At 60.3% G+C, this 20,681-nt stretch carries 22 protein-coding genes; 10 read left to right on the forward strand and 12 right to left on the reverse strand.

Annotation, left to right across the window (positions count from 1 at the left end; translation table 11 throughout):
• Positions 1-77: 77 nt before the first annotated feature.
• Positions 78-617 carry an AAA family ATPase gene (locus M0654_RS07880; RefSeq protein WP_248682594.1) on the reverse strand — a complete coding sequence of 180 codons (540 nt, stop codon included), beginning with the start codon at positions 615-617 and terminating at the stop codon, positions 78-80.
• A gap of 303 nt (positions 618-920) precedes the next feature.
• Between M0654_RS07880 and M0654_RS07885 the strand changes: the two genes are divergently transcribed.
• On the forward strand, positions 921-2,003 hold the full coding sequence (locus M0654_RS07885) for an FUSC family protein (protein WP_248682595.1): 1,083 nt from the start codon (positions 921-923) through the stop codon (positions 2,001-2,003).
• Between the two features lie 20 nt (positions 2,004-2,023).
• On the opposite strand, the gene arsK is transcribed toward M0654_RS07885, so the two are convergent.
• Positions 2,024-3,226, reverse strand: a complete 1,203-nt coding sequence (gene arsK, locus M0654_RS07890) for an arsenite efflux MFS transporter ArsK (RefSeq protein ID WP_248682596.1) — start codon at positions 3,224-3,226, stop codon at positions 2,024-2,026.
• A complete protein-coding gene (locus M0654_RS07895; RefSeq protein ID WP_248682597.1) occupies positions 3,219-4,034 on the reverse strand; it encodes an AraC family transcriptional regulator in 816 nt (271 codons plus the stop codon). The genes arsK and M0654_RS07895 overlap by 8 nt, the downstream gene beginning before the upstream one ends.
• A 97-nt stretch (positions 4,035-4,131) precedes the next feature.
• Between M0654_RS07895 and M0654_RS07900 the strand changes: the two genes are divergently transcribed.
• Positions 4,132-4,416: a DUF1127 domain-containing protein gene (locus M0654_RS07900; protein ID WP_248682598.1), complete on the forward strand. Its 285-nt coding sequence runs from the start codon at positions 4,132-4,134 to the stop codon at positions 4,414-4,416.
• A 40-nt stretch (positions 4,417-4,456) separates the two neighbouring features.
• Positions 4,457-5,185, forward strand: coding sequence for a class I SAM-dependent DNA methyltransferase (locus M0654_RS07905; RefSeq protein ID WP_248682599.1), 729 nt, complete (start codon positions 4,457-4,459; stop codon positions 5,183-5,185).
• Between the two features lie 43 nt (positions 5,186-5,228).
• On the opposite strand, the gene M0654_RS07910 is transcribed toward M0654_RS07905, so the two are convergent.
• Positions 5,229-6,446, reverse strand: coding sequence for an MFS transporter (locus tag M0654_RS07910; protein WP_248682667.1), 1,218 nt, complete (start codon positions 6,444-6,446; stop codon positions 5,229-5,231).
• A 120-nt stretch (positions 6,447-6,566) separates the two neighbouring features.
• Between M0654_RS07910 and M0654_RS07915 the strand changes: the two genes are divergently transcribed.
• A complete protein-coding gene (locus tag M0654_RS07915) occupies positions 6,567-7,169 on the forward strand; it encodes a TetR/AcrR family transcriptional regulator (protein WP_248682600.1) in 603 nt (200 codons plus the stop codon).
• On the opposite strand, the gene M0654_RS07920 is transcribed toward M0654_RS07915, so the two are convergent.
• The 6 genes from M0654_RS07920 to M0654_RS07945 all read right to left on the reverse strand — a co-directional run bounded on the left by M0654_RS07920 (position 7,159) and on the right by M0654_RS07945 (position 12,514).
• Positions 7,159-7,470 (reverse strand): EthD family reductase, encoded by a 312-nt coding sequence (locus M0654_RS07920; protein WP_248682601.1) that lies wholly within the window; start codon positions 7,468-7,470, stop codon positions 7,159-7,161. The two genes, M0654_RS07915 and M0654_RS07920, sit on opposite strands and share 11 nt — an antisense overlap.
• Positions 7,471-7,631: 161 nt before the next feature.
• Positions 7,632-8,219 (reverse strand): DJ-1/PfpI family protein, encoded by a 588-nt coding sequence (locus M0654_RS07925; protein ID WP_248682602.1) that lies wholly within the window; start codon positions 8,217-8,219, stop codon positions 7,632-7,634.
• A 65-nt stretch (positions 8,220-8,284) separates the two neighbouring features.
• Positions 8,285-9,250: a substrate-binding domain-containing protein gene (locus tag M0654_RS07930; RefSeq protein ID WP_248682603.1), complete on the reverse strand. Its 966-nt coding sequence runs from the start codon at positions 9,248-9,250 to the stop codon at positions 8,285-8,287.
• Positions 9,251-9,280: 30 nt separating this feature from the next.
• Entirely contained in the window at positions 9,281-10,276 is a 996-nt protein-coding gene (locus tag M0654_RS07935) for an ABC transporter permease (protein WP_248682604.1), read from the reverse strand.
• A complete protein-coding gene (locus M0654_RS07940; protein ID WP_248682605.1) occupies positions 10,242-11,831 on the reverse strand; it encodes a sugar ABC transporter ATP-binding protein in 1,590 nt (529 codons plus the stop codon). Before M0654_RS07940 ends, M0654_RS07935 begins: the two co-directional genes overlap by 35 nt.
• The gene (locus M0654_RS07945; protein WP_248682606.1) at positions 11,828-12,514 is read right to left on the reverse strand and encodes a GntR family transcriptional regulator; all 687 of its coding nucleotides are present in this window, start codon (positions 12,512-12,514) and stop codon (positions 11,828-11,830) included. The genes M0654_RS07940 and M0654_RS07945 overlap by 4 nt, the downstream gene beginning before the upstream one ends.
• A 281-nt stretch (positions 12,515-12,795) precedes the next feature.
• On the opposite strand from M0654_RS07945, the gene M0654_RS07950 reads away from it, so the two are divergent.
• Genes M0654_RS07950 through M0654_RS07960 form a run of 3 tightly spaced genes read left to right on the forward strand, consistent with a single transcriptional unit; the run spans position 12,796 to position 16,357 of the window.
• The gene (locus M0654_RS07950; protein WP_248682607.1) at positions 12,796-13,995 is read left to right on the forward strand and encodes an iron-containing alcohol dehydrogenase; all 1,200 of its coding nucleotides are present in this window, start codon (positions 12,796-12,798) and stop codon (positions 13,993-13,995) included.
• 19 nt (positions 13,996-14,014) lie between these two features.
• Positions 14,015-15,478, forward strand: a complete 1,464-nt coding sequence (locus tag M0654_RS07955) for an NAD-dependent succinate-semialdehyde dehydrogenase (protein ID WP_390919792.1) — start codon at positions 14,015-14,017, stop codon at positions 15,476-15,478.
• A 15-nt stretch (positions 15,479-15,493) separates the two neighbouring features.
• A complete protein-coding gene (locus tag M0654_RS07960) occupies positions 15,494-16,357 on the forward strand; it encodes an alpha/beta hydrolase (protein WP_248682609.1) in 864 nt (287 codons plus the stop codon).
• Here M0654_RS07960 and M0654_RS07965 read toward each other — a convergent pair.
• A complete protein-coding gene (locus tag M0654_RS07965; RefSeq protein WP_248682610.1) occupies positions 16,333-17,268 on the reverse strand; it encodes an AraC family transcriptional regulator in 936 nt (311 codons plus the stop codon). The genes M0654_RS07960 and M0654_RS07965 overlap by 25 nt on opposite strands.
• 72 nt (positions 17,269-17,340) lie before the next feature.
• On the opposite strand from M0654_RS07965, the gene M0654_RS07970 reads away from it, so the two are divergent.
• Together M0654_RS07970 and M0654_RS07975 are read left to right on the forward strand one after the other, a co-directional pair.
• Positions 17,341-18,168, forward strand: a complete 828-nt coding sequence (locus M0654_RS07970; RefSeq protein WP_248682611.1) for an oxidoreductase — start codon at positions 17,341-17,343, stop codon at positions 18,166-18,168.
• A 167-nt stretch (positions 18,169-18,335) separates the two neighbouring features.
• On the forward strand, positions 18,336-18,881 hold the full coding sequence (locus M0654_RS07975; RefSeq protein WP_248682612.1) for a nuclear transport factor 2 family protein: 546 nt from the start codon (positions 18,336-18,338) through the stop codon (positions 18,879-18,881).
• Between the two features lie 36 nt (positions 18,882-18,917).
• Here the strand turns inward: M0654_RS07975 and M0654_RS07980 are convergent, their stop codons facing one another.
• Entirely contained in the window at positions 18,918-19,814 is an 897-nt protein-coding gene (locus M0654_RS07980) for a LysR family transcriptional regulator (protein ID WP_248682668.1), read from the reverse strand.
• A 112-nt stretch (positions 19,815-19,926) separates the two neighbouring features.
• Here M0654_RS07980 and M0654_RS07985 point away from each other — a divergent pair, with 112 nt between their 5' ends.
• On the forward strand, positions 19,927-20,322 hold the full coding sequence (locus M0654_RS07985) for a RidA family protein (protein ID WP_248682613.1): 396 nt from the start codon (positions 19,927-19,929) through the stop codon (positions 20,320-20,322).
• The last annotated feature ends 359 nt before the right edge of the window (positions 20,323-20,681 follow it).

Genomic DNA, 20,681 nt, shown 5'->3' on the forward strand with positions numbered 1-20,681 from the left:
TTATCCGTAGGGAAGAAGCGTTCGTTGGCGGTCGCTCCGCCGCCGTCTGATGGCCACACGTTCGGCATCAGAGTACGTCATCGTAGTGTCGGCAGGTCCCAGGTGCGATACAACTGGTTCAGCGCGGCGGCCGTGCCGCACTCCACTGCGGGAAGACCGGACTGGCGGATCGCCTGCGCATACTTGAGGCTACTGTCCCGGGTCCTCACGGCGACCCAGTGGATCATCTCCCACTTGATGCTGTCTTGCGCACCTTCCAAATGCCCAGCGCGGTCGCTGCGGTTGATAAGCGTCCGTTTGAAGTACCTGCCGAGGCGCAGCCAGTGGTTGGAGGACAGGAGGATTGCGCCAGTCGCCCGGGCGAAGCGCTGGGGCATCAGGCGCGAATAATTGCCGTCCATTACCCATTGCTCTTCAAGGATCGCCGCATCATGAAGCGCGGTAAATTCTGCATCCGGGCGCTGCTGCCAGTCGGTGTTCGGCAGATGCTTGAGCTGGTCGAGATGGATGGCAGGGAAACCGAGCTTCTTTGACAGCGCCACGGCAAGGGTCGACTTGCCGGCATTGGACGGGCCGAGGACGACGATGCGTTCGCCAAGGGAATGCAAGGGCAGCATGAGACACCAAGCGCGATTGGATTCAACGTCTCTTGGCAAAGCAACCGAAGGTGTCAAAGTCGAGGCAAGTGCATCGTCTCAACCAGGCCACCGTTTATGTCTGCTTCCTGGTCAGGGGTGGTGCCGGACTTTGGGCTTGGTTCGGCGATGTTCGTCCGGTAAGAGATCTCTAAATCAATAAGTTTAAGCCCGCCGCTGCCTGCGGCCCGCTACATATTTCCTCGCGAGGCTTGAAGCCTCGGTCGAAAGAGGCAAACACATGCTAGATCTTCATCCAGGGAAGCGCCTCGCGCGCCGCACGCCATGCGTCGCATAGATGCCATTCGTCGTCTGCTGACGCCCCACCAGATCCGCGAAAGCATGGCGCTCGCTCCCCAGGCGCGTTGGCGGGTCAGCGTAGTCGCCGGGGTTCAGGCCGCACTCTGTGCAGCCATAGCGCTCCCCCTGGTATCAGTCTCGCCGTGGTCACACCTGATTGGCTTTGCCTCGCTTGGTTCTCTCGTGGCCTTGTTTGGCCGGTTTGCTCGGAGAGCAGATCGGAGTTCGATCATCCTGCAGTGCCTTCTCTGGCAGGTCTTCGCGGTGACGGTCGTCTCGCTTGCAGGTTGGGCAGGCGCACCTGACTGGCTGCAGCTCATGCTGATCGCAATCGGCTGCGGTGCATTCTTCTTCATCAGCACCACGGGTCGGTTCGGTCCCCCTGGTGCTCTGATCTTCGTTTTTGCGGCAAGCGCCTCGGTCAATTTTACCGGTTCGCTTGCGCAGGTGGCCGAAAGAAGCGCCGCAGTTCTCGTTGTTGGCATCTTGGCGTGGGTCATCTGCAGGCTGACCGATACACTGCGCTACAAGCGCGGCGAGCCGGACTTGCCCCGCGAAACCCTGCATCCGCTACGAGACCGCCTCAACCGATCTCTGCAGATCGCCCTCGGAGGCGCGGCCTCTGCCTTTACAGCCTATGCGCTGGGCTTGGCGCATCCCGGCTGGGCTGCATTGGGCACTGTTGCCGTCATGCAGGGGCCGCATCTGCATATCGGCATGAACCGGGCGCTGCAGCGCACGGTCGGTACGTTGGTCGGCGCGGGTTTCGTCTGGCTGCTCCTGACCCAGGGGCCACCGGTTTGGGTCGTCATCGCCGTCGTGGTTTGCCTGATGGTCGGGACGGAAATCGTCATCGGCAGCAATTATGCGCTGGGCCAAGTGCTGGTAACGCCGATGGCGCTGCTCATGACCTTCCTTGCCGGACCGACAAACGATCTTGGCATGGTGCCGGAGCGCGTGTTGGACACGCTGATTGGTGCCGCCGTGGGCATGGCGCTGGCCGTGCTATTTTCCACCGTCGAGGAACGGCGACACCTGGAGGATCACCACTCCAGACGTTCAGGCTGAGCGCGCAAATCAAAGAGAGCTTACGTTACCCGTTGCTGTCGCCTCACCCGGGCGGCCACGTTTCCAAACGCAGCGACGCCCACGGCTCCCAAAGCGGCGGTTGCAAACAACGACACCTCGATTCCGACCCGCTCCATGGCAGCGGCGAAAGCGAAGGGTGCGGCGGCTCCGGCCGCCAGTCGCGCGGCGGCCATCTTGCCGGTCACCGCGCCGTATCCTTCACTGCCGAACAGATAAAGCGGCAGGCTGCCTTGCGCGATCGAGTTGATGCCGGATCCCAGCCCAAGGCAGATGGCAAATGCCACCGCCCCCATAAGTGAGCTCCCTACACTTCCAAGGATGACGATGCCGCCGACCATCAAGGCAGCGGAAATCACCGCCAGCATGGGTGGCGACAATCGCGTGCCAAAAACCATGTTTATCAATCGGCTCAGGACCTGAGCAGGACCGAACAAGGTGCCGACAACGACAGCAGCAGTGCCGAGCCCTAGAGCGCCGAGCATCGGAACCATGTGCGCAAGGATGGACGACAGGGTGAACCCCAAGATCGCGAAGGCGGTGGATACGATGAGCATCGCCTCGCGCCGGTTTTCCACTGGAATAGCTCCGACAACCGGTTCGCGGGTCTGTCTCACGCCACTCGCGCTGACAGCCATGCGCTGCGCCATGATCCAGAAATGCAGAGGCATGCACAGCACGAGATTGAGCGCAGCAAACAGGACATAGATTTCCCGCCAGGTGATGTGGCCGAGCAAGCTGGCAGACACCGGCCAGAAGATCGTCGAGGCAAAGCCGCCGATCAAGGTGAGATAGGTGATATTGCGCGATGCCGTCTTCGGATTGTTTTCCACCAGGGCTGCAAAGGCCGCCTGGTACTGCACCATGCCCGACGACACCTCGAGGAGGATGATCCCGATGGCAAAGACGGCGATCGACGGTGACCAGGCGCAGAATACCAATGTCAGGGCCGATAAAGGCGAACCGACCGTCAATACGGTTGCGGCGCCGAGCCTGTCCATCTGCCGGCCTATGATCGGTGCTGCGAGCCCGCCGAATAGCAGGGAAAGGGAGAAGACGGCGAAGACCTGTTGGAGGCTGATCCCAAGATCGGCGGCTATGTGCGGCGCCAAGATCGAGAACGAATAATACAGCGTGCCGTAGCCGACGATCTGCGTCACCCCAAGCGCGACCACCACTGCTGCCCGAGAAATGCCATTACCCACGAAAATCACCCCGTTCGCTGCCTTGGAAATATCGCCCAGGTGAGGTTCCGAAGGCTGCTCTGAAAACGGCAATGAAGGCGCTAGGCCCTGAATAGCCAAGGGCGAAGGAGATGTCGCCAACGCTCTTGCCGGCCGCAAGCCACTCTACAGCCTTGAGAAGCTTTGCCTGCTGGCGCCACGCCCGAAAGCTCATGCCGGTTTCCAACTGGAAATGACGCTGGAAGCTGCGTGGCGACATCGCTGCCCGGGAAGCGAGCTCCTTGAGCGGCCACTCCTCGCCTGGCTCCCGGCGGATGCCGGCCGCAATCTCTCGCAGCCGTCCTGAGGTGGGTGACGGAAGCGAGAGCGGCGCAATCGGGCTCGTCTCCAGTTGGTCGATAATGACCGCCGCCAGCCGCTCGGCACGCGGACTGCCGGCGTCTGCTCGCGGGATCTCCAGGAAGGCGAGGATAAGTTCGCGGAGAAGCGGCGTCGTGCCGATCACCGAGACATCTCGAGGGAGATCGACCACAGCCTCCGGACGGAAGAAGAGGTAACTGCGTTCAGTTTCCTGGAGATAAGTGACTTCATGCAAGACGCCCGAGGGAACGAAAACGGCCCGCTCGGGCGGCACGATGAAATAGCCACCCTCCGTCTCGAGCCGCAACGACCCGCGCACGATCTGAAACAATTGGGCACGGTGGTGTGTATGGAAAGTATATGTCTGGCCAGCGGGCTCTGATCCACCCTGGCCGACGGCGGTGAACCGATAGTCTCCGACCGCATCTTCAGGCAGATGCACGTTGATCAGGTTGTCCGCGGCAATCATGGCGTCTCCCCGACATTTATTGACAGGATACCGATAACAGGTCTTGACGCAGATACGTAGATTGACCGTCACAGCAACCAAGGCTGGAGACAAAGTCATGTCAGTAGAACGAGTTGACCCGATTGGACGGTTCTATCGGGACGTTGTTGCGGTGGTATCGCGCTGGTGGCGGCAAGCGACAACCGAGCAGGAACTGCAGTGGCTATCCGATCGCGATCTGGCGGACATTGGTGTCGCCCGCAGCGATATCACTGAGCTGGCGCGCAAACACGCCGGCTCCGCGACGACAATCGGCTTGGCCAAAGGCGCCAAGATAACCCCTGCCGATACCGGAGTTCCGCCGCCTGTCCACAAAACGCTTGGCGGACCGATCTTCAACTAAACGCTCTACGGCTGGGCCAAGAAAGGAGGAGAATTGTGTGATGCACGATGACGGATTTTTTGATGAAGCGGTCGCAGCAACCTACGACAATGATGATGCGATCTCGGCACCCGAGGTGGTTGATCCGATCGTTGATCTTCTTGTCGAACTGGCGGATGGCGGGCGGGCTCTTGAGTTCGCGATCGGAACCGGTCGACTTGCGCTTCCACTCTCCGCGAGAGGCGTTGACGTTGAAGGCATAGAGTTGTCGCGCGCCATGGTTTCTCGTTTGCGCGCCAAGCAGGGCGGAGAGAGGATTCCGGTAGCGATTGGCGACATGGCGACAATTCGCGTCGAAGGCGAGTTCTCGCTGGTGTATCTTGCCTTCAACACCATCAACAACCTGACAACCCAGGATGCGCAGGTCGCCTGCTTCCAAAATGCGGCCGCGCATCTTAAGCCGGGTGGTGTCTTCCTGGTGGAGGTTGGCGTTCCGCCACTTCAACGGCTGCCTGTCGGTGAGAGGCTGGTTGCATTCGCCTGCAGCGACACACACTGGGGCATCGACGAGTTTGATGTGGTGACCCAGGAGTTCTCGTCCCATCATATCCAACGTCGGGATGGAGAAACTCAGAAGCTGTCGGTGCCGTTTCGCTTTGTCTGGCCCGCCGAGCTCGACCTCATGGCGCGGCTGGCGGGCATGACACTCCAACACCGCTGGGGCGGCTGGGAAAAACAGCCCTTCACCTCTGTCAGCAGAAAGCATGTGTCGGTCTGGCAAAAATCATAGGCTCGCGGCGGTAGATGGCGGCGAAGGCCGCCGTCAAAAGCCTTCACGACGTCGGCGCTAGCTCAGGAGATGATGCGCGTTCCCCGGCCAGGGTGTTTTGCGCCACGGCCACAGTCACCCATGCCGCCGCGCTGGCAAAGACTGAGACCCAGAAACCGTTGCTCGGGCCAAATGTGTCGACCACCCAGCCGGACAGGAAGGCGCCAAACGCCATGCCGATCCCCACACCGGTCATCACCCAAGTCACGCCCTCGGTCAGCATCGCTTCCGGTACGCGGCGCTCAATAAGCCCGAAGGCGGTGATGAAGACCGGCGAGATTGCGATGCCGCTGAAGAAGACGGCTGCGGCCAGGAGTGCAACGGAACTGCTGGCGACGAGAAGCGGCAATGCGGTGAGCGCCAGCACGGTCAACGCGATCAGCAGTTGGCGTTGAAGCGCCATCTTGGGGTTGAGTGCGCCAAGGATCAGGCCGACGATGAAAGAACCGGTCGCATAAACGCCGATGACGAGGCTAGCAGTATCGGGACGTCCCAGTTCCTTGGTAATCGCGACAGCGCTGACCTCGGCCGTGGCAAAGGTGGAGCCGACGAAAATCAGGGCGAGCGTGATGATCTGGACCGGACGCAGCCAGATAGCGGAGCCTTGACGTATACCTTCCTTAACCACCCTCACCTTTGGTTCAGTGCCTCTTTGAACAAGGAAGGCTGAGGTACCAAGCGCCAGGAAGCCTGTGCTCGCGACCATGCCCGCCTCGGGAAACAGCGAAACCGCGAGGCCAACGGAAAGCGAAGCCCCGGCGATATAGACAAGCTCGTCAGCGGCGGACTCAAACGCGAAGGCCGTGTTTAACTCCGGCCTGCCGCGGAAGATTTCGGTCCAGCGAGCCCGTAGCATCGCTGGCATGCTTGGCATCGTGGCCGCGAAAAGCGCCGAAAGAAAAAACGTCCATGCCGGCCAGTCCCGATTAGCCGCGAAGATTAGAGCTGCAAAGGCGATTACGGAAACCACTGTCGTCGGAAGCAGGACGGCCGTCTGACCTTTCCGATCAACGAGGCGCGAGATTTGCGGTGAGAGTAGCGCGTTGGTGAGCGCGAAAGTCGCGGAGACCGCGCCCGCGAGCCAGTATTCGCCGCTCGTCTGAGACAGCATGGCCACGATGCCGATGGGCGCCATCGCAATTGGAAGGCGGGCAAAGAAACCAGCGCTCGAAAAGCCCAAGGCGCCGGGTGCGCGGAATATCTTTCGGTATGCACTGTACATCGGAATGTTTCCTTGTTGAGAGGGAACTGCTACATACATACGCGGCGTATGTGAGATACGTAGAGACATACGTTGCGTATGTCAATTAACATACGCAACGTATGTATGCTTGGAGGTTGGATGCGCAGATCACGCAACGAGATGATCGCAGAGACGCGCCAGAAACTGTTATCCGCAGGAAGGCGCGCCTTTGGCGAGCTCGGTTATGCAGAAGCATCCATGGATGACTTCACCGCAAAGGCGGGATTGACGCGCGGCGCGCTTTATCATCATTTCGGCGACAAGAAGGGCTTGTTCGCGGCCGTCGTGGCAGAGATCGATGCGGAGATGTCCGCAAGGCTCTGCGACATCTCCTCCAAAACGTCAGACCGTTGGCAGGGGTTTGTTGATGAGAACGTCGCTTATGTGCTGACCGCCCTCGAACCCGAAATCCAGCGCATCATGTTCCGTGACGGTCCGGCCGTGCTCGGCGATCCGTCGCAGTGGCCGAACGCCAATCACTGCATCGCGACCGTCGCCCGAAGCATCGAAAACCTGAGAAACGATGGCTTGATCGTCGATATCGATCCGGAGGCGGCTGCGCGTCTCGTCAATGCTGCGAGCAGCAGTGCGGCTCAGTGGATCGCCAATTCCGACGATCCAGACGCTACATCAAAGCGGGCGGTGAAGAGTTTCAAGACGCTTCTGGAAGGCCTGCGCATCGAGAAGGATCCTAAGCGATGATCTCGCTCATCTGCACGATCGGCACGATGTCCGTGTAGTTCTGGACATCGGCTCCGACGTCTGCGCGGTGGGGCTCGAAGGCCTCCTTGAAGGTCTCAAGATCCGGCACGCAAACGTGGCATGCCGCGACGAACTCGGGGGTAGTCCCAGGTTCACGGCCGGATATGCCGCGGTCGATCTCGTAGCGCAGGCAGGCGTCGCCGAGGCGCTCCTTGATCATAGGCATATGGCGGGTGCGGTAATAGTCGTGATCAAATCTTGAGCCGCGGTTGGACGGGTAATAGACGCTCATCTTGATCATCATCTGGCTCCTCTCCGGGGATCGGCAGTTCTAGGAACTTTTAAAGCCCCCGCCCACGGATCGCGAGCAGTTCCGGCGGAACTCAAGACGTACCGCGTTCCGAACGAGATGGGAACGCATCCTCGTGATGGCAATCGCGAGGATGCTCGTTTTACAAAGTTTCAGGCGTGCACGATCTTCGTGCCGAGAACCTTCAGGCACTCGCGCATGAAGGCGGCAAGGCCGGTCCAACCCTTTGCCGAAACCATGTTGCCATCAACGAAGGCTTCGGTCGGCTTCACGTCGACATAGATGCCGCCGACGGCAGTCACTTCAGGCTCGCAGGCGCCAAGACCGGCAACCTTGCGCCCCTTCAGCACGCCCGGAACCGCCATCAGGATCTGCACACCATGGCAGATCGTGAAGATGGGTTTGCCGCTTTCGTGGAAGTAACGGACGATGTCCTGAACGCGCTTGTCTGTGCGGATATATTCCGGGCCGCGCCCGCCAGCCGCATAAACGGCATCATATTCCTCAACGCGGATTTCCGAGAACGTCTTGTTGATGTCAGCGTAGTGGCCCATCTTTTCGGTATAGGTCTGGTCACCCTCGAAATCGTGCAGGGACGTCTTGATCCGGTCACCGGCGTTCTTGTCCGGGCACACCACGTGCACCGTATGCCCGACGGCCTCCATCCCCTGCTGAAATACGAAGATCTCGTATTCCTCGGTGAACTCGCCGGTCAGCATGAGGATCTTCTTGCCACTCATGTCATATCTCCTATCGTTTGTTTGGTGGCGGTGCCGGGGCCAGAGCCACGGCACCGCCAAAGCCGTCAGAAGGGGGAATCGGGGAAGTAGAACTGATCCGCATTTTCCGGCGTGATCAGTGGCGCCCCCAGGAGGAAGGACCCGCGCATCGGGGCCTGGCCGTTGAACTGTGCGGCCGTCATGTAGATCGCCGTCTTGATCATCGATGGCGGGTAGGGCGTGGAGACCGGCGTGCGCTCGTCACCCTTCTTCACCATCTCGATCACCTGCTTCATGCCGTTGCCGCCGAGAGCATATTTGATGTCCTTGCGGCCGGCGCTGTCGACCGCTTCCAGAACGCCGAGAAGCATGTCGTCGTCGTTTGCCCAGACAGCATCAATCTTGGGGTATTTGGCCAGGTAATCTTGCATCAGCTTGAAGGCCTGGTCCTGATTCCAGTTCGCATACTGGATATCGAGGATCTTGATCTTCGTTTCGGCAATGGCGTCCGAGAAGCCCTTGATGCGTTCGTCGTCGATCACCGTCGGGATGCCGCGCAGCACCACGATCTCGCCCTCGCCGCCGAGCTTGTCGATCAGCCAGCGTGCGGTATTGGCGCCAACAGCGATATTATCGCCTGCGACGTAAAGATCCTGTACTGCCTGGTCCGTCAGGCCGCGATCCACGACGGAGATGAAGGTGCCGTTCTGCTTGATCTGCTTGACCGGCTCAGTCAGTTCCTCCGAAGTGAAGGGCAGGATAACCAGCGCATCAAGCTTGCGCGTTGCGGCAAGATCTTCCAGCGAGGACACCTGCGCAGGTGCGGACGAGGCGGTGGACAAGACCACGTCGATGTTCGGGAATGCGGCTTCGACCTCCTTTTCAGCCTGCTCAGCGTGGTAGACGACGCCTCCCGTCCAGCCATGCGTTGCCGCCGGAATAGAAACGGCGATCGTCTTCTTTTCCTGCGCCTGTGCCGCTCCCCACGACATGGCCAGCGCAATCGCTGCCGAAGACAATAAGATGCCTGCTCTTGGTAATAATGACTTCATGTTCTCCTCCTCTTGAAGTTCTGGTTGGATTTATCGGTTGTCCGTGAACCGGTGTGCGAGCATCGCGATGATGATGATCGCGCCTTGGACCGCAGCAACGAGATATTCGGACACCATGTCCGACAGGACCATGACGTTGGCGATGACCTCGAGGATCAGCACCCCGGCAATGGTCCCGCCGATGCGCCCACGCCCTCCCCGCAACACCGTGCCTCCGATTACAACGGCGGTGATGACCTGCAATTCCCACAGTTGGCCGGTGGTCGGTGTCACGGCACCGAGGCGCGGCACGTAGCAGATGGCCGCGACGGCGACGCAGAAGCCCTGGACCACATAAGCGATGGTCCGCACCCGGGCGACATTAACGCCGGAGAACCTCGCCACCTCGACATTGGAGCCGGTCGACGTCAAGCGCCGACCATACTTGGTCTTGTAAAGCAGGAAGGCACCGAGCAGCACGATCACCGCGGTGATCAGCACCGGATAGGGAATGCCGAAGATATTGCCGAAGTAAACCGGCCGGTACGCTTCACGCAGGCTGCGATCGATGGGTAGCGAGCCGCCATTCGTCATGAAGGTAATGAGGGCGCGGAAGATGCCCATCGTCCCCAGAGTGACGATGAAAGGCTCGATCCGGCCAACCGTGATGATCAGGCCATTGAACAGGCCACAAAGGGATCCGACGACCAACGCCAATACCGCGCCCATCGGAATCGCCCAGGTGCCGAAACCTGGCGCCAGGTAGTTCATCGCCATGATCATGATGCCGGTGACAAAGGCCAGCATCGAACCGACAGAAAGATCAAGCCCACCTGACGAGATTACGAATGTTGCGCCCAACGCGATAATCGCGATGAAGGCGCTTCGCGTGACCACGTTGAGGATGTTCGTCGGCGCCGCGAAATTCGGATTCACCAGCACGCCGAGGACGACAATCACCGCCAGCGCGATGAAGGGAGCCAGTTCGGCCCAACGGAATTTTATCCCATCGTCAACCGGTGCGAGTGTGGTTGTTGCTGTGGTCATGGCTATCCTCCCCGACGCCACCGCCACCACCTGTCGTGGCGGCATAGACGACATTCTCCTCATTGATCTCTTGTCCCCGGAATTCGGCGACGATCTTGCCGGCCCGCATCACCAGGACGCGGTCCGACAGGCCAACAAGCTCCTGCATTTCCGACGAGATGACGATGCAGGCCTTGCCGGCGCGCACCAGGGCGTCGACGAACTCGTAGATTTGGCTCTTGTTGCCGATGTCGATGCCGCGCGTCGGCTCATCGATGATGATCACCGAAGGATCGGCCATCATCACCTTGGCCAGGAGCAGCTTCTGCTGGTTTCCCCCTGAAAGTTTGCCCGCTTCCAGGCGCAACGAACGCACCCGGATGTCGTAGTCAGAAACCGCCTTCTCCAGCCTCGACGCTTCCCCGCGCTTGTCGAGGAGCCCTCCCGGATTCACTGCATCAAGCGCCTGCAGCGTGAGGTTAGGAGCAAGCTTCTCCTCCAGAAGCAGCCCCTTCCCCTTCCGGTCCTCCGTCAGGTAGACGAGGCCGGCGTCCATCATCGTCCTGACGCTGCGGTGGCGCACCTCCGTGCCGTTCAAGAGGACGCTATCTGCAGTGGAGGCCCGCAACCCCACCAGCGCCTCCATCAGTTCGGTGCGCCCCGCACCGATCATCCCGCCGATCCCCAAGACCTCCCCCGGACGCAGATCAAAGGAAATCTTGTCTGGCGTACCTTCAACGCGAAGACCCGACACCGAAAGCAGCGGCGCGCCTGCCGGCGCCGGACGCTTATGCGGATAGAGCGCGTCGAGCTTGCGCCCGACCATCAGTTCGGCCATTTCACGGGTGGTGAGACCGGCTGCGGACCAGGTGCCGATCATGTGTCCGTCGCGCAGGACCGTAACTTTGTCGGCCAACGTCTGAACCTCATCCAGCCGGTGCGAGATGTAGAGCACCGCCACGCCGCGGTCCCGCAAACTGCGGATGATATCAAGGAGTGCCGCCACCTCGTCATTGGCGAGAACGGCCGTCGGCTCATCGAATATGACAAGCTTGCGCTCCTCGAGCAGTGCACGCGCGATCTGGACCAGCTGACGCTGGGCAAGCGAAAGCTCGCCAACGCGGTCCCGCGGCCTTGCTGTCGAACCGACCTGTGCCAGCAGTTCTGCCGCCCGCCGGTTCATGAACTTGTCGTTCGTGAAGAGGCCTCGGCCAACTTCATGCCCGAGGAAAAGGTTCTCAGCGACCGTCAGATCCGGCGCGAGCAGTATCTCCTGATGGACGAGAACGATCCCGGCCTTTTCGGCCTCCACCGCGCTCTTGAACTTGACTGGCGTGCCTTCAAGAAACAGCTCTCCCGCAGTGGGAGAAACGTGGCCCGAGAGCACCTTCATCAGGGTCGACTTGCCAGCGCCATTCTCGCCAATGATAGCGTGGATCTCGCCAGCACGGACGTCGAGCGTGATCTCCGACAACACGGTGATGGCGCCATAGGTCTTGCCCAGCCCCTCCGCCCTCAGCGTCGCGACCGCGCTTGAAGCCGCCGAAAAGGCGTTATGGGACACGGACGCGTTCATTCGAAAGCCGACAACAAACGGTCGCGGGAGCGCTCAATATGAACGCGCATCGCCTGTGCGGCAGCTTCGGAATCACCCGCTCGAAACGCCGTCAGCAAATCCTCGTGCTCCTGCAGCGCTTCCTGCGTCACCCGTGTGTGGAACATTAGGCGGAAGATATGCAGGTGGGTGTGCTGGCTCGACAATGACGTGCGGATCACGTCGTTGCCGGCGATCTTCAGGATGGCGTCGTGGAACTGTGCATCGGCGCGTGCAAAACGGGAATAACGCGTGTTGCGGTCCACCGGAGGACCGCCCTGCCCCATGTCTGCCGAAAACACTTCAAGTTGCTGCAGCGCCTCAGGCGTCATATTTAATGCAGCAAGTCGGGCAGCCTCAGGCTCGATCAGCAGACGGAAGACATAGAGATCCTCGAACTGCTTGCGCGTCCACTGAGGAGCCGCCGAATAGCCGATCAGGTGTTCCTTGCGAACCAACCCTTCCCGCTCAAGTCGGCTCAGCGCTTCGCGGATCGGGGTCTGTGAGACACCTAGCTCCCTGGCGAAGAGATCAATCGGGATCCGCGCACCCGGCGCGATCTCAAGCGACATCAGGCGATGATAGATGCTTTCATAAACGCTTTCGACGACGCTGGTGGGGCGAAGGACGCCTGCCCGCTTCTGCCGCTCTGCCGCAACTGCCACTTCTGAACCTCGCCTGCTGAACTGAAATCTTTTGTTGCAAAACACGTATCATATGTCAAATAGAATATCGTATACGATTTCATATAGGATTTCGGCGTGAACATTCTCTCGGGCTCTTCGGCTCTTGTCTCTCAATTGAAGAAGGGCGGATCGAGTCGCAGGTCGGCGGCACCTGTGAATGGACACCCGCGCTGCCGATCTTCCACTGGATCGAAAATCGGCGAACACGTTTCAGCAGCTAACGGCCCTCGCGGCCGCCTGATCAACCGGAGGAGACATCGATGAACCTGTTCGGCACACTAAGGGCGCCGCGTGAGCTGCATTTTGGAAGCGGGCAGAGACATGCTCTCGGTGGCATAGCCGCCAGGCTCGGCAAGCGAGCACTTTTCGTTACCGACGCGCGCCTTTCTGCTGACGCCGAGTTTCTCGCCATGGTTCAGCAAGTGAAAGACGCAGGTATCACGTGCAGGATCGACGCCTCGACCCTTCCCGATGTGCCCGTCGAATCTGCCATCACGGCAGCCAATGGAGCACGGGAGTTCGCCCCGGATCTCGTCATCGGCGTCGGTGGTGGCTCCTGCCTCGACATGGCAAAATGCGTTGCCTTGCTGCTAACGCACGGCGGCCGCCCACAAGATTATTATGGAGAAAACCTGGTCTGCGGGCCGATCATCCCATTGATCGCCGTCCCGACGACTGCTGGCACCGGGTCCGAAGTCACGCCTGTCGCGGTGCTTTCAGATAGCGAACGAACGCTGAAGGTTGGCATTTCGAGCCCCTTTCTCATCCCGACAACCTCGATCTGCGATCCTGACCTGACGCTCTCTTGCCCGGCCTCGCTGACGGCAATCGCCGGAGCCGATGCGCTAACACACGCAATCGAAGCATTCACCGCTGTTCGGCGCGAGCCTGTTCCCGGAATCGCGCAGCAACGTGTTTTCGTCGGCAAGAACGCGATCTCCGACCAGCTTGCGTTGAGCGCCATCACCCTGCTTTGGGAAGGGCTCGAAGCCGCCTGCCAGAACGGTTCGGATCGCACAGCGCGCGAAAAGGTCATGCTCGGCGCCACCTTGGCTGGGCTCGCCTTCGGCGTCGCCGGCACTGCCGCCGCCCATGCGATCCAGTATCCGGTCGGTGCACTCACACACACGGCGCACGGGCTTGGGGTCGCCTGTCTGCTGCCCTATGTGATGACGTGGAATGCGCCCGCGATCGGCACCGAACTGGCGCAGATCGCCCAGGCTGCGGGCCTTGCCGGAGGAGATGCGGTCATTCCCGCGCTGGCCTCCCTGTTCGAGCGCATCGGTATCCCCAAGAGCCTGAGCGCACTCGGTCTTGACGAGGATCGCATCGATTGGGTTGCTGAACAGAGCCTTGGGATTGCCCGGCTCATCCAGAACAATCCGCGTCCCCTGAACGCGCACGAAATGCGCAACCTGGTCGCTGCAGCCCATGGCGGCAATCTCAGCAAATTCAACTGAACCCGAAAGGTCGTGTCCGATGATGTTGCAGTCCAAAACGCCGAACTACGCCGACCCTGCCCTCCATACTGCCGGCCTTTTTATTGGTGGCGAGTGGCTACCGGGCGATGGAATTCCGGTTCATGATCCGTCGACGGGCAAGGTCCTGGGTGAAGTTGCCGACGCATCCGTTGAGGATGCCATGCGCGCTGTGGATGCTGCCGAGGCTGCCGCCGCCGGCTGGAGCGACACACCTCCTCGCCAGCGATCAGAGATCCTGCGGCGCTGGTTCCAGTTGATGACGGAGCACGCCGAGGAACTGGCGAGGCTCATCTCTTTGGAGAACGGAAAGGCCCTGCCGGATGCCCGTGGTGAAGTCGCGTACGCCGCCGAATTTTTCCGCTGGTACGCCGAAGAGGCTACCCGGATCGCCGGCGAATATCGCCACACGCCGTCCGGTGCGCATAAAATCCTTGTGGATCATGAGCCGATTGGCATTGCCGTCCTCATCACGCCCTGGAACTTCCCTGCCGCGATGGCAACACGCAAGATCGGGCCTGCCCTGGCCGCTGGTTGCACTGTCATCCTGAAACCCGCTTCGGAAACACCACTCACCGCCTATGCAATGGCGCGGCTTGGCGAGGAGGCGGGCGTGCCGCCCGGCGTCGTTAATGTCCTCACCACCAGCAAGCCTTCCGATATCACCAGCCGAATGCTGCAGGATCCTCGGGTCCGTAAGCTGTCCTTCACCGGTTCCACCGGGGTGGGTCGCGTGCTGCTTGCCGAGGCAGCGAAATCCGTCGTCAGCTGCTCGATGGAGTTGGGCGGCAACGCGCCATTCCTGGTCTTCGATGATGCCGACTTGGACGCAGCCCTCGACGGTGCGATGATCGCGAAGATGCGCAACGCCGGGGAAGCCTGCACCGCGGCAAACAGGTTTATCGTGCAAGCTGGCATCCACGAGGCCTTCGTTGCGGGACTGACCAAACGCATGGCGGCGCTCAAGGTCGGAGCTGGTTATGAGGCTGAGACGCAGTGCGGACCGATGATTACGAAGAACGCGGTGAAGAAGATCGACCGTCTGGTGCGCGACGCAATCGCGGCGGGCGCACGCGCCACCACTGGCGGCGAACCGCTGCAGCAGGATGGTTATTTCTATCCGCCGACCGTGCTTGAGAACGTGTCTCACGACACGACGATCGCGCGCGAAGAAATCTTCGGACCGGTCGCTGCCGTGTACAAATTCGAGAGTGAGGATGATGCGGTTCGGCTCGCGAATGACACAGAGTATGGCCTCGCGGCCTACCTTTATTCGCGCGACCTGAAGCGGGCGATGCGGGTCGGCAAGCGGCTGGAGACGGGAATGCTCGGAATCAACCGCGGCCTGATGTCGGATCCCGCAGCACCATTTGGCGGAGTCAAGCAGAGTGGCCTTGGGCGAGAAGGCGGGGTCACTGGGATCCTGGAATTCATGGAGCCTAAATATTACGCCATCGAGCTCTAGGTCAGGGAGGGCAGCATGACGCCACAGGATCTTTATCGAATACGCGACTTCGTGCCTGACTTCGACGCGATCTCAGCCGAGTTCACCGAACGAAGCCGCGCCTTGGCGGCGCGCTATCGGGTCCTGCGGGACCTGCAGTATGGCGAAAAGCCGCGTGAGGTGCTGGACGTAATTCTGCCGGAGCGCGCGGTGACCTGGGCTCCACTGCATGTTTTCGTACATGGCGGGTACTGGCGATCCGGCGAAAAGCACACATACCACCTCGTCGCCGAACCGGTTATTGCGGCAGGCGGCGTTGCCGCATTCGTCGAGTATGACCTGATGCCGCATGCGCGTCTTGACATTCTGGTGGACCAGGTTCGGCGAGCGGCGGTTTGGCTGCAGGCGCGTTGCATGGATTTTGGGGCCGATCCTGCACGTCTCACGGTGAGCGGCCATTCGGCTGGTGCTCACCTGGCTTCCTATCTCGCTGCCCAGGGGCCGGAGGAGGACTACCCCCCTACGCGGCCGAAGGTCCAGGGGCTGCTTCTTCTGAGTGGCATTTATGATCTGTCCGGCATACCAGGCAGTTTTCTCCGCGATGAAGCACGGATGACCGATGCGGAGGCCGCGGCCTGGTCGCCGTTAACGTCGCGTCAGTTTCCGGCCCGAAGGATCATCGCCTGTGGAGCGGAAGAGACCGCGCCCTTCCTGGAACAGGCGCGTCACCTGCAAAATGTTCTGGCGTCTGCTGGCGAGACTGCCGAGCTCATCCTGGCGCCGCGCCTCAACCACATGAACGTCGTTGTCGATCTCGCCGATCCGGACGGTTTCCTCGGCAGGCGCCTGCATGATCTTGTGGCAGAGCCGGTTACCTACTCGACCGACGCGCCAAGGTGATGCCTGATCCACTTCGACTCTTCTGACGCTGTTCGTCCAAAGTGTCTTTTGAAGTCCCGGCTGAACTGGGCGGGACTGGCATAGCCAACCGACATGGCCACCTCAGCGATGGTCCTGTTGCTGCGGGCCACCATTAATCGGGCTTCGTGAAGCCGGATGGCTTTCAGGTACTGGATCGGGCTCGTCCCGGTCAGTTCCCTGAACCGGGCATGATAGGATGGGATGCTCATGCCAACGTTATGCGCCAGTTCTGCGACAGAAATGTCAGAGCCAAAGTTCTCCCTCAACCAGTTGAGGCTCTTGATGATCCTCCCGGCCACCCCTTCCTGCCTCAAGGCAGCAATCATTGCACCGCCTTGTGGACCAAGCAGAACCCGGAAATGCAGCTCGCGCATGAGAGCGGCGCCCATCACCGCGCTCTCGACCGGATCTTGAAGCGCCCTCAGCAGCCGGAGAAGAACATCGCCGATCTCCGGCCCCATCTTGCTTGACACCAGCCCGCGAGGTTTCTGGACCGGCAACTCCCTGTGCTGCTCGATCTGCAGGATGATTTCTGCCGCGATCTGCAGGTCGAAATCGAAATAGATCGCGAGCAACGGCCGCTCCGGGCTAGCATCGGATTGCATCCGGAAAGGAACCGGAACGGAAATGGCGAGGTAGTGCTCTTCGTCATAAACGAACACGTCGCCATTGAGGCTGCCGCGCTTGCTCCCCTGGAGAACGAAAACCGCGCCGGGCTGGTAAAGAACCGGAACATCGTGGAGCACCGCTTCAGACCGCAGGATGCGGACGAGGGGCGATGTGGTGAAGTTATAGCCATGACGAGGCGCAAGCTGGGCAGCGAGCCTCACCAGTTCATCCCGACTTGGTGCATTTAGCGTGTGGCTGATAGGATCTGGCAAGAAGCTCATAGGTTCTGCAATCGAGAAGGCCTCGTTCTTTTATTATCTGCCAACTCCTGATCCATTCAAGGAGTAGGCAACATGACAGAGAAAACCATCTTCATCACCGGGGCCAATTCGGGATTCGGATTGGCAATCGCATCGGCGGCTGCGCAGATGGGACACAAGGTGATCGGTACCGTCCGGTCGGAAGCCGCACGCGCAACATTTCTGGAGAAGGTCCCGACAGCCAGCACGGTCCTCTGTGACGTGACCGAGTTCGAGCGCATCCAGCCGGTCGTTGACCACGTCTGCGAGGAGCATGGACCGGTTGATGTTCTGATCAACAATGCAGGTTACGGCCATGAAGGCGTAATCGAGGAGTCGTCGCTTGACGACATGCGCCGCCAGTTCGACGTAAACGTCTTCGGTGCCGTTGCCGTCGCCAAGGCTTTCATTCCGCGGTTTCGCGAGCGTCGCAGCGGCTTCATCGTCAACGTCACATCCATGGGCGGCATGATCACCATGCCCGGGATCGGCTATTACTGTGGTAGCAAATTTGCGCTGCAGGGCATTTCCGAAGTCATGCGCTCCGAAATGGCTCCGTTCGGCGTGCATGTCACGACGCTCTGCCCGGGTTCCTTCCGGACCGATTGGGCCGGGCGCTCCATGGTGCGGGCAGACCGGTCGATTCCGGACTACGACGCCCTCTTCAACCCCATACGCGAGGCGCGCCAGGCAGTCAGCGGCAAGCAACTTGGTAATCCAAAAAAGCTTGCAACCGCCGTGCTGCACCTGATCGGGTCGGACAATCCGCCACCACAACTGCTGCTGGGAAGTGACGCCTTCCGGCTGGTTTCGGAGCGGATTGCGCGTCTGCAGCAGGAACTCGACGCATGGAAGTCGGTCACCTTGTCGACGGACGGCTGAGTAACTAACTGCGACGCAACTGCTATCGGCTGACCTTTGATACTGGCCACTTGCTTAGTCTGTTCGCGAGAGCCACCCGGCGGCGGCACGTCCGCAGCGTCTCTCGCGACCGCATCAACGGGTCAAGCAGTCCGCTTCACTCCGATCAACAGCACAAGGATATCGACATGGATAGACCCGACCTCAACAGCGTCGAAAGCCGGCTGCGCATCATCGAAGACAAGCTCGCGATCTATGAACTGATTGCCTCTCATCCACCGAGCGCCGATACCGGCCATTCGGATTACACCCGCTCTGTCTATAAGGAGGATGGTGTTTTTGATCGTGGCCCGACGTTGGACGGCGCGAATGGAGCCTCGGATATAGCCGCCTTCATCGAACGACCGGAGCACCATAAAGCAATCGCCGGTGGCCTTGCCCATTTCGTGGGCCTGCCAATGATTGATCTTCGCGGCAATGAGGCCGTGGTGACCTCCTATCTTCAGATCGTGCATCTGGACCACGAGGGGCAGCCAAGAAACCTTCCCAACCATGGCGTCTCGACCGGTTACCGGATCCATCGTGCGGTGGTGAACCGCTGGGAGCTTGAGCGGGTTGAGGGGCGATGGAAGATCAGGAGGCGCACGCTCCTGCCGGTCGATGGATCAGAAGCGCATCAGGACCTGCTCCGGCGAGGCCTTGATGACGTGTATTTCTCGAAGGGCGATGACTGACCAGACCAGGTCTGCGCCCGCCAAAAGCTCGTCGCTTCATTGATCGGGCGCGGACTTGACCGTATCGAGGAAAGCGCGCAGCGCCGGCGGGACGGCACGGTGGCCGGGATAATAGACTGCCATCCTCTCCGGCCCATGCATCCACGAGGATAACACTGGCTTCAACTGGCCTGCAGCAATGGGACATTCGGCCACCCAGTTCACGACATAGGCGATCCCCAAACCCTTTATCGCGGCTTCGACCATCAGGTCCTCGTCATCCAGCACGACCGCGCCGTCCGTCTCAACGACGACCTCTTGTCCAGCCCGTTGAAACTCCCAGCGATACAGCTTTCCGCTCGGCAACCGGTGGCCAATGCAACGATGCCTGACGAGATCATCCGGAAGCTGAGGCTCTCCTGCCTGCTCGAGATAGGTAGGCGACGCGACGCACTGGAAACTCACGGGCTTGCCGAAAGACACCGCGATCATGTCCTTCGGGATCGTTTCCATGAGGCGTACACCAGCATCGAAGCCGGCCGATACGATATCGATCAGCCTGCCCTCAGCCACGAGATCTAGCTTCACATTCGGAAACCGCTCCGCCATCAGCGGCAGGATCTCGCGCACGAGATAACCGACGATCACGCGCGATGCATTTACCCGCACCCGCCCTGCGATACTTCCTCGGAACGCCGCGGTTGCATCAAGCGCCTCATCGAGCGAGTTCATCACACCATGCAGCCGGCCCAAAAGCGCGGCACCCGCTTCCGTCGGTGAAACGCTGCGGGTCGTCCGGTTGAGGAGACGCACGCCGAGCCGCTCTTCAAGAGCACGCACCGTATGGCTGAGTGTTGAAGGCGCCGTTCCAAGCTCATCCGCCGCGCGGCGAAAGCTACGATGGGTGGCAACCGCCATGAAGGCGCTGAGGTCGTTGAGCGAGGGGCGCATGATTGCTGGGATTTTTGCATCAACCCATCCGTATTTCAATGTCTAATCCCATGGATGAGCGGTTGTTATCTCTGGTCCGCGGCTGACAACCACCGCCCGACAACAGGAGAAGACAATGACCAAACGCGAAACGATCTTTCCGGCCCGGCGACAAGCGCTCTATGAGATCAACAGATATTCAGCAGCCATCCGTTCGGGTGACCTGCTGTTCGTCTCAGGCCAGGTCGGCAGCCGCGAAGATGGCTCCCCCGAGCCTGACTTTCCCAGACAGGTGCAACTGGCATTCGTCAATCTGAAGGAAGTTCTGGAGGCGGCGGGCTGCAGCTTCGACGACATCATCGACGTCACCACCTTCCACACCGATCCTCAGAACCAATTCGAGGTCGTGCTGGCGGCGAAGAACAAGATGTTCCCCCAGGAGCCTTATCCAAACTGGACCGCCGTCGGCGTGAACTGGCTCGCCGGCTTTGACTTCGAAATCAAGGTGATCGCTCGCATTCCGCAAACGTGACGCGCTTCCGCCCTCCTATCGAGTGCCCGAACCATGATCGTCGATGAGACGCTAAATGGGCTGACGAGGGAACGGGCGCTGCAAATCTCCGTTCTTGCAAGCCGGCAAGCGTGCCGGCTGACGAAGGAATGGCAGGTTCATGGAAAGCGTTAATGCGTCCCGATATGAAAACACCACAGCACCGCCTGCCGCCGCCGAAGAGAAACGAAGCCCGAAGTCGCCTCCGGGCTTCGTAGCAACCCGGCTTGTCACCCTGCTTCAGCAGTCGGAACAACCGCTTTGTTATATTGCGCGGAGCGAAAGTGCTGCTGCCAGGATTGCCGAGGCCATCGGGGCTCTTTTTCCCGAGCTCGAACAAC

The sequence above is a fragment of the Neorhizobium turbinariae genome (assembly GCF_023223505.1).
GTDB classification, from domain to species: domain Bacteria; phylum Pseudomonadota; class Alphaproteobacteria; order Rhizobiales; family Rhizobiaceae; genus Neorhizobium; species Neorhizobium turbinariae.

Coding starts and splice junctions, on each gene's coding strand:
- M0654_RS07880 (WP_248682594.1), bottom strand. CDS start 617: ATGCTGCCCTTGCATTCCCTTGGCGAACGCATCGTCGTCCTCGGCCCG.
- M0654_RS07885 (WP_248682595.1), top strand. CDS start 921: ATGCGTCGCATAGATGCCATTCGTCGTCTGCTGACGCCCCACCAGATC.
- M0654_RS07895 (WP_248682597.1), bottom strand. CDS start 4,034: ATGATTGCCGCGGACAACCTGATCAACGTGCATCTGCCTGAAGATGCG.
- M0654_RS07900 (WP_248682598.1), top strand. CDS start 4,132: ATGTCAGTAGAACGAGTTGACCCGATTGGACGGTTCTATCGGGACGTT.
- M0654_RS07905 (WP_248682599.1), top strand. CDS start 4,457: ATGCACGATGACGGATTTTTTGATGAAGCGGTCGCAGCAACCTACGAC.
- M0654_RS07910 (WP_248682667.1), bottom strand. CDS start 6,446: ATGTACAGTGCATACCGAAAGATATTCCGCGCACCCGGCGCCTTGGGC.
- M0654_RS07915 (WP_248682600.1), top strand. CDS start 6,567: ATGCGCAGATCACGCAACGAGATGATCGCAGAGACGCGCCAGAAACTG.
- M0654_RS07920 (WP_248682601.1), bottom strand. CDS start 7,470: ATGATCAAGATGAGCGTCTATTACCCGTCCAACCGCGGCTCAAGATTT.
- M0654_RS07925 (WP_248682602.1), bottom strand. CDS start 8,219: ATGAGTGGCAAGAAGATCCTCATGCTGACCGGCGAGTTCACCGAGGAA.
- M0654_RS07930 (WP_248682603.1), bottom strand. CDS start 9,250: ATGAAGTCATTATTACCAAGAGCAGGCATCTTATTGTCTTCGGCAGCG.
- M0654_RS07935 (WP_248682604.1), bottom strand. CDS start 10,276: ATGACCACAGCAACAACCACACTCGCACCGGTTGACGATGGGATAAAA.
- M0654_RS07940 (WP_248682605.1), bottom strand. CDS start 11,831: ATGAACGCGTCCGTGTCCCATAACGCCTTTTCGGCGGCTTCAAGCGCG.
- M0654_RS07950 (WP_248682607.1), top strand. CDS start 12,796: ATGAACCTGTTCGGCACACTAAGGGCGCCGCGTGAGCTGCATTTTGGA.
- M0654_RS07955 (WP_390919792.1), top strand. CDS start 14,015: ATGATGTTGCAGTCCAAAACGCCGAACTACGCCGACCCTGCCCTCCAT.
- M0654_RS07960 (WP_248682609.1), top strand. CDS start 15,494: ATGACGCCACAGGATCTTTATCGAATACGCGACTTCGTGCCTGACTTC.
- M0654_RS07965 (WP_248682610.1), bottom strand. CDS start 17,268: ATGAGCTTCTTGCCAGATCCTATCAGCCACACGCTAAATGCACCAAGT.
- M0654_RS07970 (WP_248682611.1), top strand. CDS start 17,341: ATGACAGAGAAAACCATCTTCATCACCGGGGCCAATTCGGGATTCGGA.
- M0654_RS07975 (WP_248682612.1), top strand. CDS start 18,336: ATGGATAGACCCGACCTCAACAGCGTCGAAAGCCGGCTGCGCATCATC.
- M0654_RS07985 (WP_248682613.1), top strand. CDS start 19,927: ATGACCAAACGCGAAACGATCTTTCCGGCCCGGCGACAAGCGCTCTAT.